General features: G+C 59.8%; 18 protein-coding genes. 7 read left to right on the top strand and 11 right to left on the bottom strand.

All coding sequences use genetic code 11. From position 1 onward, the window contains the following. Positions 1-10 precede the first annotated feature (10 nt). The 4 genes from AF71_RS09385 (at position 11) to AF71_RS09370 (ending at position 3,291) form a co-directional block, all read left to right on the top strand. Positions 11-763: a Crp/Fnr family transcriptional regulator gene (locus AF71_RS09385; RefSeq protein WP_018857427.1), complete on the top strand. Its 753-nt coding sequence runs from the start codon at positions 11-13 to the stop codon at positions 761-763. A gap of 231 nt (positions 764-994) precedes the next feature. Beyond that, positions 995-1,357, top strand: coding sequence for a response regulator (locus AF71_RS09380; protein WP_018857426.1), 363 nt, complete (start codon positions 995-997; stop codon positions 1,355-1,357). A gap of 67 nt (positions 1,358-1,424) precedes the next feature. Further along, positions 1,425-2,183, top strand: a complete 759-nt coding sequence (recO, locus tag AF71_RS09375) for a DNA repair protein RecO (RefSeq protein ID WP_018857425.1) — start codon at positions 1,425-1,427, stop codon at positions 2,181-2,183. 106 nt (positions 2,184-2,289) lie between these two features. Beyond that, positions 2,290-3,291: an aldo/keto reductase gene (locus tag AF71_RS09370; RefSeq protein WP_169681106.1), complete on the top strand. Its 1,002-nt coding sequence runs from the start codon at positions 2,290-2,292 to the stop codon at positions 3,289-3,291. Here the strand turns inward: AF71_RS09370 and AF71_RS09365 are convergent. From AF71_RS09365 to AF71_RS09355, 3 genes are all read right to left on the bottom strand, one after another. Continuing rightward, positions 3,288-4,142 carry an MOSC domain-containing protein gene (locus tag AF71_RS09365; RefSeq protein ID WP_169681105.1) on the bottom strand — a complete coding sequence of 285 codons (855 nt, stop codon included), beginning with the start codon at positions 4,140-4,142 and terminating at the stop codon, positions 3,288-3,290. The two genes, AF71_RS09370 and AF71_RS09365, sit on opposite strands and share 4 nt — an antisense overlap. 9 nt (positions 4,143-4,151) lie before the next feature. After that, positions 4,152-4,796, bottom strand: a complete 645-nt coding sequence (locus tag AF71_RS09360; protein ID WP_018857422.1) for an HD domain-containing protein — start codon at positions 4,794-4,796, stop codon at positions 4,152-4,154. A gap of 69 nt (positions 4,797-4,865) precedes the next feature. Beyond that, on the bottom strand, positions 4,866-6,737 hold the full coding sequence (locus AF71_RS09355) for an EAL domain-containing protein (RefSeq protein WP_169681103.1): 1,872 nt from the start codon (positions 6,735-6,737) through the stop codon (positions 4,866-4,868). Positions 6,738-7,191: 454 nt separating this feature from the next. Here AF71_RS09355 and AF71_RS09350 point away from each other — a divergent pair, with 454 nt between their 5' ends. Together AF71_RS09350 and AF71_RS09345 are read left to right on the top strand one after the other, a co-directional pair. Continuing rightward, the gene (locus AF71_RS09350; RefSeq protein ID WP_018857420.1) at positions 7,192-7,509 is read left to right on the top strand and encodes a hypothetical protein; all 318 of its coding nucleotides are present in this window, start codon (positions 7,192-7,194) and stop codon (positions 7,507-7,509) included. A gap of 117 nt (positions 7,510-7,626) precedes the next feature. Further along, positions 7,627-8,142, top strand: coding sequence for a superoxide dismutase family protein (locus AF71_RS09345; RefSeq protein WP_169681102.1), 516 nt, complete (start codon positions 7,627-7,629; stop codon positions 8,140-8,142). Positions 8,143-8,155: 13 nt separating this feature from the next. On the opposite strand, the gene AF71_RS09340 is transcribed toward AF71_RS09345, so the two are convergent. The 8 genes from AF71_RS09340 to AF71_RS09305 all read right to left on the bottom strand — a co-directional run bounded on the left by AF71_RS09340 (position 8,156) and on the right by AF71_RS09305 (position 12,829). After that, positions 8,156-8,731 (bottom strand): hypothetical protein, encoded by a 576-nt coding sequence (locus AF71_RS09340; protein ID WP_169681100.1) that lies wholly within the window; start codon positions 8,729-8,731, stop codon positions 8,156-8,158. 34 nt (positions 8,732-8,765) lie between these two features. Beyond that, the gene (locus tag AF71_RS09335; RefSeq protein WP_018857417.1) at positions 8,766-9,302 is read right to left on the bottom strand and encodes a tyrosine phosphatase family protein; all 537 of its coding nucleotides are present in this window, start codon (positions 9,300-9,302) and stop codon (positions 8,766-8,768) included. After that, entirely contained in the window at positions 9,299-9,904 is a 606-nt protein-coding gene (locus tag AF71_RS09330) for an HD family hydrolase (protein WP_169681098.1), read from the bottom strand. Before AF71_RS09330 ends, AF71_RS09335 begins: the two co-directional genes overlap by 4 nt. Further along, on the bottom strand, positions 9,901-10,734 hold the full coding sequence (locus AF71_RS09325) for a folate-binding protein YgfZ (RefSeq protein ID WP_169681096.1): 834 nt from the start codon (positions 10,732-10,734) through the stop codon (positions 9,901-9,903). Before AF71_RS09325 ends, AF71_RS09330 begins: the two co-directional genes overlap by 4 nt. A 61-nt stretch (positions 10,735-10,795) precedes the next feature. Next, positions 10,796-11,542, bottom strand: coding sequence for a hypothetical protein (locus tag AF71_RS09320; protein WP_169681095.1), 747 nt, complete (start codon positions 11,540-11,542; stop codon positions 10,796-10,798). A 17-nt stretch (positions 11,543-11,559) separates the two neighbouring features. Further along, positions 11,560-11,817, bottom strand: coding sequence for a hypothetical protein (locus AF71_RS09315; protein WP_018857413.1), 258 nt, complete (start codon positions 11,815-11,817; stop codon positions 11,560-11,562). Between the two features lie 100 nt (positions 11,818-11,917). Beyond that, positions 11,918-12,349, bottom strand: a complete 432-nt coding sequence (locus AF71_RS09310) for a TIGR02301 family protein (protein WP_026371811.1) — start codon at positions 12,347-12,349, stop codon at positions 11,918-11,920. A 60-nt stretch (positions 12,350-12,409) separates the two neighbouring features. Continuing rightward, on the bottom strand, positions 12,410-12,829 hold the full coding sequence (locus AF71_RS09305) for an NUDIX domain-containing protein (protein WP_169681093.1): 420 nt from the start codon (positions 12,827-12,829) through the stop codon (positions 12,410-12,412). 88 nt (positions 12,830-12,917) lie between these two features. Between AF71_RS09305 and AF71_RS09300 the strand changes: the two genes are divergently transcribed. After that, on the top strand, positions 12,918-13,238 hold the full coding sequence (locus tag AF71_RS09300; protein WP_169681092.1) for a YnfA family protein: 321 nt from the start codon (positions 12,918-12,920) through the stop codon (positions 13,236-13,238). Positions 13,239-13,275 lie beyond the last annotated feature (37 nt).

Raw genomic sequence — 13,275 nt, 5'->3', positions numbered from 1 at the left:
AAGGGCCTGTATGCCGACCGCGCGTCCCACCCACTCGTTCAAAACGCCCTGCGAGCACTGTCCGCTGCGTGCCAACCGGGTCTTCCGGGAGTTCACCGCCGATGAACTCGACTTCGTTTCGAAATTCAAGAGAGGCGAGCTGGCCGCGGATGCTGGTGCCACGATCATAGTCGAGGGTGCGCACAGCGCTCACCTGTTCACAGTCCTTTCCGGCTGGGGTTTTCGTTACAAGACGCTGGAGGACGGACGCCGGCAAATCCTGAACTACGTGATGCCGGGTGATCTGATCGGTCTTCAGGGAACGATTATGGGGGAGATGCAGCACTCCGTCGAGGCATTGTCGCCTGTATCGCTTTGCGTTTTCGAGCGCGACAAGCTGATGACCCTCTACAACAAGCATTCGTCCCTGGCCTTCGACATCACCTGGATTGCCGCCCAGGAAGAACGTATCCTTGACGAACACCTATTGAGCATTGGTCGCCGGACAGCGCTCGAGCGCGCCGCCTATCTCATCGCTTTCCTGTTCGAGCGCGGCAGGCAGCTGAAGCTCTTCAACGGCCACGCATCGATTCCAATCACGCAGCAACACGTTGCGGATACATTGGGACTTTCGATCGTGCATACAAACAAGACATTGAAAAAGCTCGCCAATCGCAACCTCATCCGCTGGCAGGAGCGTGCCTGCGAGGTGCTTGATGGGGAGGGGCTCAAGGCTGCTGCCGGTTGGGAGGGGCTTGGAGAGAGGGGCCGTCCGTTCATATAATAGCTGTAAGCGACATGTCTTATTTAAATGCCTTCTGAGCGGCACGCTCGTAAGGTCACCCTGCCATCTTTCTTCCTGCCCTGCTTTTTATCGACCCGAAACGAAAAAGCGGCTATGCAAGCTAAGCGGTATATAGTCGTCGCCAATGAGCCATGGGGCGTCAGAGGTTGAAATCCGGGAAATGCAGGTGCCGAGCATCTTAGTTGATACTCAGCGAGGGGCGTATTGGGTATGAAGGCAAACCGTGTTCTTGTCCTCGAGGACAGTTTGATCATCGCGATGGAGGCGGAGGATATTCTCCGCCAGGTGGGCGTGGAAACGATTGGAATCGTCAGCAGCCTTGAACAGGCGATGGAGGCGACCAAGACCGCGACCTTCGATTTCGCGCTGCTGGACGTCAATCTTGGCGAAGTCATGAGCTTCGACTTTGCCCGTCATCTGGCGAACAGCAACATCCCCTTTGGGTTTGTGAGCGGTTATTCCGATACAAAGGACTTCCCCGAAGACCTTCGGAACGTGCCGCTGCTCGTCAAGCCGTTTGGAGAATCGGCGATGCGCGACTTCCTCCAGAAACTGTTCCCAGCCAGCGCCTGAATGCCTTTTTATGACAGGGCAACGGTCTTGCGTTAGGATCGAATCGTAAGTTTAGGGTTCGCTTCCGATGCAGTGGCATGACCGGGCAATCATCTTGGGCGTCAAGCGCCATGGCGAGACCAGCGTCATCGCCGAGGTGATGACGCGCGAGCGCGGACGCCATCTTGGCATGGTCCGCTCTGGCCGGTCTCGTGCCATGCAACCGGTTCTTCAACCCGGCAACGAGGTCGAGGTTACGTGGCGTGCGCGCCTAGACGAGCACCTTGGCGAATTCCGTATAGAGCCATTGACGTTACGGGCCGCGCGGCTGATGGAAACGGCGACTGCCGTCTATGGCGTGCAGGCGATGGGCGCACTGCTGCGCTTGCTGCCGGAGCGCGATCCGCATCCGCATCTCTTCGAAGCGCTCGAAGTCATCCTCGACAATCTCCACAATCCGGCGGATGCCGGTGAGCTCTTCGTCCGTTTCGAGCTTGCCGTTCTGAACGACCTCGGCTTTGGTCTCGATTTGACCGAGTGCGCCGCGACGGGCAGTCGTTCCGACCTTGCTTATGTGTCGCCGAAGTCGGGCAGGGCGGTCAGCCGGACTGCCGGTGCTCCCTGGGCGGACAAGATGTTGCTCCTGCCACCATTCCTGAACAGTGAGGAAAACCGCGCGGCTGATATCGACGGCCTCAGCGCCGCGTTCCGCCTGACGGCATTCTTTCTCCATCGCCATGTCTATGAGCCGCGCGGCGTGGAAGCGGCAGCTGCGCGCGAGGGCTTCGTACAGGCAGCTCTGAAAGCACTCAAGGCGGCCGCACCGCAGGACGAATTGTCCGCCTGACCGACCGTTTTTCATTGGCGAAAAACATCATTCGGATCAGGCGCTTTACGTGTCTCACGCATCTTCCTATTTCGATCGCATGCAGCCCAGCGATTGGAGGAATGCGATGCTGACCAAACCGGATGCGATGACGACGATAAATCTCTGGAACGATTATGAAATACCCCGGTTGGGTATGGGCTGCTGGGCAATCGGCGGTCCCTTCTATGCCGGCGACACGCCGCTCGGCTGGGGCGAGGTCGACGACGACAAGTCCGTCGCCGCCATTCATCGCGCGATCGAACTCGGCATCCGTTTCTTCGATACGGCTTCGAACTATGGGGCCGGGCATTCAGAGGAAGTTCTCGGGCGTGCGATCGGTAGTCGCAGCGACATTGTCATCGCGACCAAGTTCGGCTTTGCCACCGATCCGGAGACGAAGCAGGCAACCGGCGCCTTCGCCGATGCTGTCTTCATTCGCCGCTCGGCCGAGACGTCGCTGCGCAGGTTGAAACGGGATCGCCTCGATCTGCTTCAATTTCATCTGAACGACTTTCCGCTTGAACAGTCGGACGAGGTTTTCGAAATCCTTGAGACGCTCCGTGACGAGGGGAAGATCGACGCCTTCGGGTGGAGCACGGATTATCCCGATCGTGCCGCGCGACACTCGGAACGCCTGGGTTTTGTTGCCGTCCAGCACACGATGAACGTCTTCGAGCCGGTGCCTGACATGATCTCGGTGATCGAACGGCATGGGCTGATTTCGATCAACCGCGGGCCGCTCGCGATGGGCTTGCTCAGCGGAAAATTCCGCGCCGACACGAAAATCGGTGACAAGGATGTTCGCGGCGCGAGCCTTGACTGGATGGTCTACTTCAAGGACGGCCGGATCGCGCCGGAATTTGCAGCGCGATTGGAAGCGGTTCGCGAGTTGCTGACGTCCGATGGTCGAACTCTCACACAAGGCGCCCTGGCGTGGCTGTGGGCGCGTTCGCCCCGAACCCTGCCGATCCCGGGCTTTCGCACCGTTGCCCAGGTTGAAGAAAACGCCGGCGCGCTGGCCAAAGGCCCGTTATCGCCGGCTATCACGGATGAAATCGATGAGGCACTCGCGCAGCTTCGCGCCTAGCCGCGGTTGCGGACCTTGAAGGCCCAGCCTTCGGGCCTCTCCTCGATGACTTTGGCTGTATCGCCGACCGCAATCCGACCGGTCCCGCGAGGCGTGACATTCCAGCCGAAGAGCGGACCGGGTACACGCCGGTCCGCAGACATCCGAATGCGCCCCATGGCGGGCATCGGACTAGGAACGTCGCGCGATCCGGTCGATTGGTCCTGGGTGGTCATGATGCAACGTGCGCAAGGTTTGACGAGATCGAAACGAATGCCGCCGATCTCAATCGCAGCCCACCGGTCTTCCTGCCAACCTTCCTCGGTATCAAGGATGATATTGGGCCGGAACCGCTCCATGCCCACTTGCCCTTCGCCGTGCGCCTCGAGATCGGCATTCAGTGCCCGCAGGGAGCCTGTCGTGGTGACAAGGATCTGGTAGCCATCGGCGAATGTGACCGGTGTGCCTTCGCCGGCCCATTCCGCACTGGCGGAACGCTTGGCATCCTGATCGAAGAACACCAGTCTCACCTCTCGCCCGAGCCAGGCCGAAAGTTCAGCATTCACAGCATCATCGGCAACCGCCGCATTGACGATGGACTTCCAGATCGAGACGTCCATCCGTTTTGAGGCCGTTCGAATCTGCGCGTCAATCTTCTTGTCGCCCATGGTGAGATGGAGGCCCGACGGTCCCGCCTGCACGGCGATGCGAGCGAGATCGGGCAACTCCCGCTGGGTGATGAAGTGTCCGTCCCGATCGGTGATCATGGCGCGCCGGTCGCCCGGCAACCCGAATGCATCGATCTCCGAGGACTGCAGCGCGATACCCCGAGCACTTTTGAGCGGATAGATGAAAAGGCCTGTAATACGCATCAAGTGCTCCTAGATTTCGTCCATGAAAGCCGCAAGGAAGTCGCGCAGGCGCTGGTCGCGTGTGGCCGCGAGCGCCCGCCCGGCCTTCGTCTGAAAGCCGTCCGCGAGTTTGAACAATTTTGTCTGGAAGTGGTCAATGACATAGCGCTTGTCGTCAAGCTCGCGGTTGCTGCCTGCCGGATCGAACGGATCGTAGAGCGCGGAGGACATTCGGCCGCCAATGTAGAAGCAGCGTCCCGCGCCGACCATGCCGATCGCATCCAGGCGATCGGCATCCTGCAAGATCCTTGCCTCCAGGGTCTCGGGCGTAACATTGGCGGAAAAGCTATGCGCGACAATCGCATGCGCAACGGCGGTGATGTCGTCACTGGCCCAGCCAAGCTTCGCGAGAACGGCCGAGGCCTTCGCTGCTGCCAAAGCGGACGCCTTTGAGCGCATGGGGGAGTTCTTCTCCACGGCGACGCAATCGTGCAGGAGGACGGAAGCCGCAAGGATCCTGGCATCGCCACCCTCGACAGCCTGAATGCGCATGGCGTTCTTGAAAACGCGCAAGACATGCGCCACGTCATGCGAGCCGTCATCGCCCTCCGACGAATGCGGTACGAGCGCGGCGGCAAGCTTTTCAAATGGAGCGAAGGCCTTCGCCTGGAACATGGGATCACCGCGTGGGAAGAGGGTGTCCTTCCATAAACGCAGGAACCACGAGTCGCAACGAAGAGCGTACTAGCTGGCGCGGGCGCTCGGGTGCGCCTGCGGCCAAGCCAACAGGTAAGGTACGTCCACGGCCGGCCGTGGCGGGCTGATATGGTAGCCCTGGATTTCATCGCAGGCTTCGCGCTGGAGCATGGCCAACTGCTCGGCCGTTTCGACGCCTTCCACGGTCACGCGCATGCCGAGCGCATCGCCGAGAAGGATGATGGCACGCATGATCGCAAAGGCTTCTTTGTCTTCAACGATACCGTTGACGAACGACTTGTCGATCTTGATCTTGTCGAAGGGGAACCGTCGGAGATAGCTCAGCGACGAATAGCCGGTGCCGAAGTCGTCCATGCCGATCCGGATGCCGCTCTGCTTGAGCGCGTGCAGTACAGGCAGGGCCTCATCGAGGTTTTCCATCAGCACGCTTTCGGTGATCTCGATTTCTAAACGGTTAGCTGGCAGCCCCGCTTCGGCCAGCGACGCGGCGACATCGCTCGGCAAATCACTGTTCGTAAACTGGATCGCCGATACGTTGACCGCAACCTTGATATCTTCTGGCCAATCCATGGCATCGCGGCAGGCGCGGCGTATGACCCAGCGTCCGATATCGACCACGAGGCCAACCTCCTCGGCAAGGGGAATGAACTCCATGGGCGGCACCCGTCCGCGCGTCGGGTGGTTCCATCGCAGAAGCGCCTCGAAACCGCAGATCTTCTGTTGGCCGAGGTCATAGAGCGGTTGATAGTGAAGCTCGAACTCCTCGCGTTCGATCGCCTTGCGCAAATCCGCTTCCAGTGTATGCCGTGCTTCGATCTGCGCTTCCATTTCGGCCGTGAAGAAGCGCTCGCCCTTTCCACCGCTGCTCTTGGCATGCGACAGTGCGACGCCGGCGTATTTCAGCAGGGTGTCCGTTTCAATTCCGTCCTGCGGACTGATTGCGATCCCCATCGACACGCTGAGTTCAACGGCCTTGTCTCCACGAAAGAACGGCTCCGAGAGTTCGCGGCGAATCTGGTCGGCCAGAGCCGTGACGTTCCATGGCTGCTGCCGTCCGGATTGAAGAATCGCGAATTCGTCCGAGCCGAGGCGCGCCAGCACATTACCGCCTGCCGACATGCGGATGCGCTCAGCCACCTGCCGCAGGATCTTGTCACCGGCCGAAACGCCGAGGGTGTTATTGATCGATTTGAAGCGGTCAAGATTAAGGTGCACAAGGGCAATCTGCTCGTCCGGCTTACAGGCGGCCAGCGCGGCGTCGATGCGCTCCCTGAGGCTGATGCGGTTCGGCAGTCCGGTCAGCGGGTCGTGATGAGCGAGATAAGCTATGCGCTCGGCCGCCTTTCGGTCTTCGGTAACGTCCGCATGAATGGAAATGTTGCTGCCATCGGGGAGGACGGTGATGACGCTCTGGATGGTGCGCCCGTCTTCCATGATCCATTCGCGGTGGCGGATATGTCCACCTTCGGTGGCGGCGCGCAGACGCGAGACCTTTTTCTCGATCCGCTCGGTGCCGCGGATCATCGAGATGAGTGTTTTCAGCGAGGCGCCGGGAGAGGCAGCTTCGACGCTGAAGCCGAAAACTTGTCGGAAGCGCGTGTTGCAGACGATCAATCGCTGCTCAGCGTCGAAGACACTCAGACCTTGCGGCAGGTTGTCGAGAACGATCCCGAACAGGCGTTGCTGTTCCGCGAGATCTTCTTTCGTGGCAACGAGGCTGCCTTTAAGCGTGGTGTTTTCTTCGCTCAGCAGGTGAGAATGGTCTTCCGCGGCGCGCTTCTTTCCTGCCTGCAGTCGATATGTCTCGACGACAAGATTCATCAGGCGCTCAGCGTTGGCAGAGCGATCCTCATTGAGGGCGGTCGTGCACTGTTGCCGGAAAAGGGCTTCAGCGTCCATTTTCGGCAATCTTTGTTTCGGGAGCGAGGGGAGGGTGAGCGGAGCCCTGTGAGCGTGCTGCAAGCCTGCAGTTTCGACGCGGCGCGCCAGACATGAAAAGACCTTTTGAAACAATCCAAAATTATCGTCTAGGCAATCTCAAATTCGACCGGCCCCTATGCTGACGTGGCGAAGATAATCCATCGGTCGCATTAAAATTCTATTGCAACGCAAACGAATATATTGCTGGCATTATATTTGACTGCTGGTCACGAACTGCCTGGAAATGTGGGCATTTGAGCCCAGACCGCGCGCGGCTGATGCGCTGAAATCACACTTTATCAATCATGGTTAATGGCGTGTTAACAGCTTATTGACGCAGTGCGCAAATCAGTTTAACGACCGTTCAGTCTTAGATTTTTCCATTTCGTATTGCGTACAAACATCACCGAAACAGCGGTGAATGGAGGTTTGTATGAGCCAAGTTTCATCGGTTAGTGATACATCTTATGCGTATCTCGCGACCCTGTCGCGATTGGACACAAATGGCGACGGCGTGCTGAGCCGTGGCGAGCGGGCGGCTGATGACAAGCCGGGCATTCTGAAGCAGTTGGGCTCAGAAGGGAGCAATGCTCAGGACTTTGCACCAAAGCTCTCGGATGGCGTGCTTGCCTTCATGATGGCTGCAAGTGAGACGGGTAGCCGTAATTTCTATCCGCAGTCCCAGCAGAACGCCTCTTACGATCTGTATAAGAGCACATACGGTCAGTATGATCTCGACACTGTCGCCTGATCACGTGGTGCGCTGAATTTGCGAAGCCGGCCTCAGAGCCGGCTTTTTCGTTGCCGCCGTTTTGGGAACTGCTTCGTACCTCGCACGTTGGGAAACGACGATGCAAAGGAAGCTCCAATGAAAACAATCCTCTCGTTCGCGGCTCTGACGCTCTTGGCCGTTTCCTCCGCTGCGATGGCTCAGGACAAGCAAACGGCCACGGCGGACTTTATCGGGCGTGACGGAAAGGCAAGCGGTCGGGCCACGCTAACGGCGGCGGCAACTGGGGGCGTATTGATCGAAGCCGAAGTGGCTGGGCTGCCTGCCAACAAATGGGTCGCATTCCATGTCCACGAGACCGGCAGTTGCGATGCAGCCGGCCATCACGAGTCAGCCGGAAAGCACTTCAATCCGACCAATGCCGAGCACGGCCTGCTGTCCGCAATGGGACCCCATGCCGGCGACATGCCCAACCAGTATGTTGATCAGGATGGCGTTCTGCGAGCGCAGGTGTTTGACGGCATGGTCACACTCGACGGCAAGACTGATGGCGTCCGCGGCCGAGCGCTGATCGTTCATGCCAATTCTGATGACTATCGCAGCCAACCTGCAGGCGATGCGGGTGAGCGCCTTGCCTGCGGCGTCATCAAGTAGGCAGTCTTTCCGGTCAGTGATAGTAGTATCGCTCCGCATACCACTCGCTTGATGCAACCGGCCTATCCGTCGCGACCCATTGCCCGACGCGACTTGTTTCGAGCAGGTCGGCCGTCGCGTGATCTTCCAGCCCGACGAATATGATATTCGTGTTTTCACGCAGTCTGGGATCGGTGCCGAAACCCGTGCGGCTGTCATCGGCCGAGTAGAGCAGCCGCATCCTGACATAGAAGAACTCGGCCTGGTAATCTGCAGCGCCTTTTTCGCTGAAGGTATGCGCAACGTCGATAACAGACTTCTGAGGCCCGCGATAAGCAGTGATTGCCTCATTCAGGCCGAATGTTGCCCCGTACAGCGCAATCGAACGTATCGGAACCGAGCTGGTGGCGCCGGTGGTCAAATCTATCTGTTGGCCGAGGAAGCGGACTTTGACACCATCCAGATCGCCGCGAAAGAAGTAGGAAAATCGATCACGTGTGAGATAGATCGCTTGCCACCGGAACCACGCATATTCGTCGCGCGCGCTTGTCAGGCTCCTGAGTGTAGCCAAGCATCGCACAAACGTATCGCGATAGTTCTGCAGCGACATCGATCAACCTCCTCGAGGGATAACCGGTATCGACTCAAAACGTTCCAGCGGTCGGCTCGTCCAAAGCCAGTGTGAAAGGTGCGTTTCCATCCGCGTCCGCGCCACGGCCGATGGTTCGAACCGCATCGACCAGCCGCCCTCCGCGGCCGAGCAGGTCATCGCCGATCTGGATCAGCCGCGCATTTGGCGTGGCAAAAGGCGATGCAGTGCGCAGCCGGCGAACGAGCGCCGCATCCTCCTGCTCCGGCGACACGGAAAGGGCGGTAATCAAGGCCGCCGCCGGCGACCGGGAGACGCCCATCCAACAGTGGATCAAGAGTGGCGCAGCGCGATCCCACTCGCGGGCAAAACCGATGATCTCCCGCGCATGCGTTTCATCCGGCGCGACAAGGTTACCGGTTCCCTTGAACGCGATGTCGTTCATATGGAGGAGAAGATGCCGGTGCGCCTGAATCACGGCAGGCCGGTGGAAAGCCTGTTCCTTCGCCATCAGGCTGATCATCTCACGGGCGCCATGCCGGACTGCCATTTCGGCGATCCGGGCAAGCGGAGCGACAATGATGACAGTCATGCTTTGCTGCTCCGCATGGCCTCAATTGTCTCGAAGCGCTCGCAAAACAGGCGCTGCGCCTCGACTGCCGGCAGTGGCGTCATCAGCAACATGTCTTTTGTGATTCCGCGCGGCTGGCCGAAGAATTTCTTTGCCTCAATGGACGTAAACCCGGCAAGCTGAGTTGCCTCGAAATACGCAGCGATGGTGTCAGCCTTCTTGATCTTCTCCTTGAGTTCGCGCGTAGGGTGGGGCGGCAGGCCAAACCGAAGGTGGACGGCCGCTTCCAACCGCTTTTCGACGGCCTTGTATCCGCCGCCGACGACCGACTTGAACGGCGAGATCATGTCGCCGATGACATACTCCGGCGCATCATGCAGCAGCGCCATCAGGCGCTGATCGGCTGTCGCCTCGTTGAGGTGGCGGAAAATATCCTCCACGACAAGGCAATGCTGGGCGACGGAGAAGGCGTGATCTCCCGAGGTCTGCCCGTTCCAGCGGGCAACGCGCGCAAGCCCATGCGCAATATCGCTCACCTCGACGTCGAGAGGAGAGGGGTCGAGCAGATCAAGCCGGCGGCCCGAGAGCATGCGCTGCCACGCGCGCGGCGCCCTTGTCGTCACGCGCTGGCCTCGTCCGCCGCCGACGGGAACGTCAGCCCTGTCCAGGCGGGTAGTTCGAGAATGACGGCCGTCTCGCCTGCCAATAGAGGCGTCGCTGTCGCAATGGCCTCACCGGCACGGTCGATGCGAACGATCGCGAGGCCGCCTTTTCCGACGACCGATCCGAGCGTGCCGACCGGCTTGCCCCCGGCGGTGATCTCCGTCCCGGAGGGCGGCAGCGCCGTCTCGGCTTTCACGGTGACGACACGGCGGCGCGCCGTGCCGCGATGCTGCATGCGCGAGACGACCTCCTGGCCGACATAGCAGCCCTTCTTGAAGGAGAGGCCGCCGTTAAAGTCCATCAGGACATCGTGCGGGAAGGCATCCTGCAGCGCATAGTCCTGCCCGGATACGGCAACGCCGCTCGCGATGCGCAATGCGTCATAGATTTCGCGGTCATTGGCACCGTGCTGCCCCGCCTGGCGGACGAGCGCCACGCCAGCTTTGGCAAAGCGGCTATCGGCTGGACCCGTATTTGCGCCGTCCCAAGAAACCGTGACGCCCTCGCCGGCAGGCGAAAGGTCGACGGCGGCTCTGAGCTTGTACATCCCCAGTCGCTTAAGCAGCGCATCCCGCTGATCATCGTCCGTATCGATGATGAACCCATCGCCGTCCTGCCAGATCATGAAATCGAACAGGATTTTGCCCTGCGGCGTCAACAGCGCGCCCGGCCGTGCTTCATCCGCTGCGAGCGCGGCAAGATCGGTCGTGATCAGGTTCTGCAGAAAGGATTGGGCCTCCGGACCGCTCACCCGTATAAGCGAGCGGTTCTTCAGAAATACGGCTGGCATGGCGCACCTGTCGCGTTCGTTATCGCTCAGAAGTATGTCTTCGGTGAGGGGATCGCAAGCCTCAGTCGCCGGCGGTGAAGTACTTCCATTTGCCGCCGGGGGTGATGCCCAATCGATAGAAATTATAACCGCCGAACTCCTGCATGTCGGACAGGTCGCCGGCCGTAACGATGCGCAGCAATTCCACTCGCTCGGGGGGAGTCAGAGCCTTCAGGTCCTTCTCGGCGAAATAGGGCCAGACAAACATTTCGTCCGGTGTGCCCTGGCCGACATGAACGAAGCCGGTGGAAATGACATCAAGCAGGATCGCCAGGATCTCATCGCCCTCCGGATCGCCCGAAAGATCCTTGAGCGCGCTGATGGGGTCGTCCGTCGGCTCTCCGACCGTCACCTGTGTCTGAGTGGCGCCGGTGCCGAGCAGGGGGCGCAGCCGCTCGAGATCGCCCGAAGCGGCAGCCTCGACGATCTGCTCCCGCATCTTTCGAACGGGCTCGGGGACCTTGCTGATATCGTAGATGACTTCGACTGGCTTCGAGCTGTCCTCGGCGCCGGGCGTCTTGTCGTTGCTTTGGCCGGCCTGCGAATTGACCAGCGGGTCGGGCATCGGAACGCCGGGTGAGGTTGGGGAGGGGGCTGGCTTGTCGCCGCCTTGGCCAGGAGCGCTTTGTTCAACCTGTCCTGGGGTCTTCTGCAGCTCTGAGAGTGCCAGGGCCGAAGTCCCGGTCAGAAAGCTACTGGCGCTAAGGCCGATTGCAAGCAAAAGCGGCGCGATCGCGGGCCGCGAAGCATTGTCCCTAGCGGAATGCATCAAACTCTCTGTGATCGTTATTGCAGGGTGCGGTTCGGAGAAAACTCGCCGGCAAGCATGCGCTCGCGCAAGGAATCCAGAAGCGCTTCGGCACTATTCTCGCCATGGAGGCGAATAGTTTCCCGTAGCGCGTGGATGATTGCTGTATCGGCGATGATCTCGGGTTCGATTCCGTCTGCCATGCCATCAGCCCAGGCTTCGTTATGGTACTCCAAAGCCGCCTGAGTCTTCTCATGAACGATCATGTCGTCGATGTCATTGAGGCTTGGTTCCATTGTCATTTCCTCAAACTGCATGCCTTACTGCCTAGTTAACGACCTTATCAGCCTTTTCCCAAAACGACACGGCCGCCAGTGAAAAGAGGTTAATTAACCGTTAATTTCCGAACCTTGATGTTATTTCTGTGGCGAGTGTTGCACCTTCGGCACGGTATCGCTCTTCTGCCACGATGGCTGCCTGCGTGCAATCCGTGTAAACAGACGCGAAAGCGCGGTATCCGCGATTGAAAGCCGCGGTCAGCTGTTCCTTGCGCTGCGGCTCGTCCTTGGCTTCTGAATCAAGCAGTTGCTGCATGCGCCCTCGCCACTCGCTACTGTTTTCCGCCTTGCACAAAGTCCTCAGGTAGTGAACCGAGCCCAACACTTCGGCAAGCCGCGATAGCTTTTCGTCGTATGGCACGGTGACCGCTTTTGGCGCACTCTGCTCTGGCAACACTGGCGGCGTTGTACCCTGTGCCCATACAGGGGCGGGTAGGGCGGCGCTTGCGCACAATGCAAGAAACAGGAACGCGCGTCGAACGGGAATCATGTTGACAGTTGATACCCTGACAGTGACGGGAACAAGGCGCTTGCTTGAGTTTCCACCTGCTTATTCGCTGCCGGACGCCAGGCGCTCGGCACATTCAAGCACGCTTTGAGGCACGGGTAACCGGCGGATCTCCTCAACGGTGAACCAGCCGATATCGGCGGCGTCGTCGGCCGCAAGGCCGATAGCCGTCTCGCCGGCCTCGACCCGAAATACGGAAAGAAAGAAGTGGTTGACGACCGCGCCGTCAGGGGCGTGCGTCTTCAAATCGTATGTCGCGAAGAGGTGAGGGCTGCGAGCTTTTATGCCGGTCTCCTCCTCCAACTCGCGCAACGCTGTTTCCTCCGGCGTTTCGCCCGGTTCGGCCCGTCCTCCCGGAAACGCATAGATGTCGGCCGCCGGCGGATTGCGCCGAAGCACGAGGAGGAACCGGTTGCCGCGCTGGAGGATGGCTGAGGAGGCCGCCTTCGGAATGGAACTCATGGGGTTGCCGCGTTGGTCTCTGTTGGGATGTGCTTGGCGCCGCCATCGTTCCGCCGGATATTGAACGCGGCGATTCGATGGAGCCCTCGTGACTTATATCATTTATGCTGCAGCCGCTGTTTTCGAGATTGCCGGCTGCTTCACCTTCTGGGCCTGGCTGAGAATGGCAAAGCCCGTCTGGTGGCTGGCGCCTGGTATGGTGTCCCTCGCGCTATTTGCATGGCTCCTCATTTTCGTGCCGAGTGAGGCCGCCGGCCGCACCTTCGCTGCCTATGGCGGCATCTATATCGTGGCTTCTCTGATTTGGCTGTGGATCGTCGAGAACCGTGTGCCCGACCGCTGGGACATTGGTGGCGCGCTCGTCTGCCTTTGCGGCTCGGCAATCATCCTACTCGCACCGCGCGGCTGAGGCGGCTAGCCTTGACCGTCGCCGGACGGAGTGCAAA

This window comes from Rhizobium sp. 57MFTsu3.2 (assembly GCF_012932765.1).
Classification (GTDB): domain Bacteria; phylum Pseudomonadota; class Alphaproteobacteria; order Rhizobiales; family Rhizobiaceae; genus Rhizobium; species Rhizobium altiplani.
This window is presented reverse-complemented; position numbering and strand designations above follow the sequence as displayed.

Excerpts from the sequence above, each read along its gene's own strand:
- AF71_RS09380 (WP_018857426.1), top strand. The coding sequence starts at position 995 with ATGAAGGCAAACCGTGTTCTTGTCCTCGAGGACAGTTTGATCATCGCG.
- AF71_RS09320 (WP_169681095.1), bottom strand. The coding sequence starts at position 11,542 with ATGCATTCCGCTAGGGACAATGCTTCGCGGCCCGCGATCGCGCCGCTT.
- AF71_RS09335 (WP_018857417.1), bottom strand. The coding sequence starts at position 9,302 with ATGACTGTCATCATTGTCGCTCCGCTTGCCCGGATCGCCGAAATGGCA.
- AF71_RS09315 (WP_018857413.1), bottom strand. The coding sequence starts at position 11,817 with ATGGAACCAAGCCTCAATGACATCGACGACATGATCGTTCATGAGAAG.
- AF71_RS09340 (WP_169681100.1), bottom strand. The coding sequence starts at position 8,731 with ATGTCGCTGCAGAACTATCGCGATACGTTTGTGCGATGCTTGGCTACA.
- AF71_RS09310 (WP_026371811.1), bottom strand. The coding sequence starts at position 12,349 with ATGATTCCCGTTCGACGCGCGTTCCTGTTTCTTGCATTGTGCGCAAGC.
- AF71_RS09325 (WP_169681096.1), bottom strand. The coding sequence starts at position 10,734 with ATGCCAGCCGTATTTCTGAAGAACCGCTCGCTTATACGGGTGAGCGGT.
- recO (WP_018857425.1), top strand. The coding sequence starts at position 1,425 with ATGCAGTGGCATGACCGGGCAATCATCTTGGGCGTCAAGCGCCATGGC.
- AF71_RS09370 (WP_169681106.1), top strand. The coding sequence starts at position 2,290 with ATGCTGACCAAACCGGATGCGATGACGACGATAAATCTCTGGAACGAT.
- AF71_RS09355 (WP_169681103.1), bottom strand. The coding sequence starts at position 6,737 with ATGGACGCTGAAGCCCTTTTCCGGCAACAGTGCACGACCGCCCTCAAT.
- AF71_RS09360 (WP_018857422.1), bottom strand. The coding sequence starts at position 4,796 with ATGTTCCAGGCGAAGGCCTTCGCTCCATTTGAAAAGCTTGCCGCCGCG.
- AF71_RS09305 (WP_169681093.1), bottom strand. The coding sequence starts at position 12,829 with ATGAGTTCCATTCCGAAGGCGGCCTCCTCAGCCATCCTCCAGCGCGGC.
- AF71_RS09385 (WP_018857427.1), top strand. The coding sequence starts at position 11 with ATGCCGACCGCGCGTCCCACCCACTCGTTCAAAACGCCCTGCGAGCAC.
- AF71_RS09345 (WP_169681102.1), top strand. The coding sequence starts at position 7,627 with ATGAAAACAATCCTCTCGTTCGCGGCTCTGACGCTCTTGGCCGTTTCC.
- AF71_RS09350 (WP_018857420.1), top strand. The coding sequence starts at position 7,192 with ATGAGCCAAGTTTCATCGGTTAGTGATACATCTTATGCGTATCTCGCG.
- AF71_RS09365 (WP_169681105.1), bottom strand. The coding sequence starts at position 4,142 with ATGCGTATTACAGGCCTTTTCATCTATCCGCTCAAAAGTGCTCGGGGT.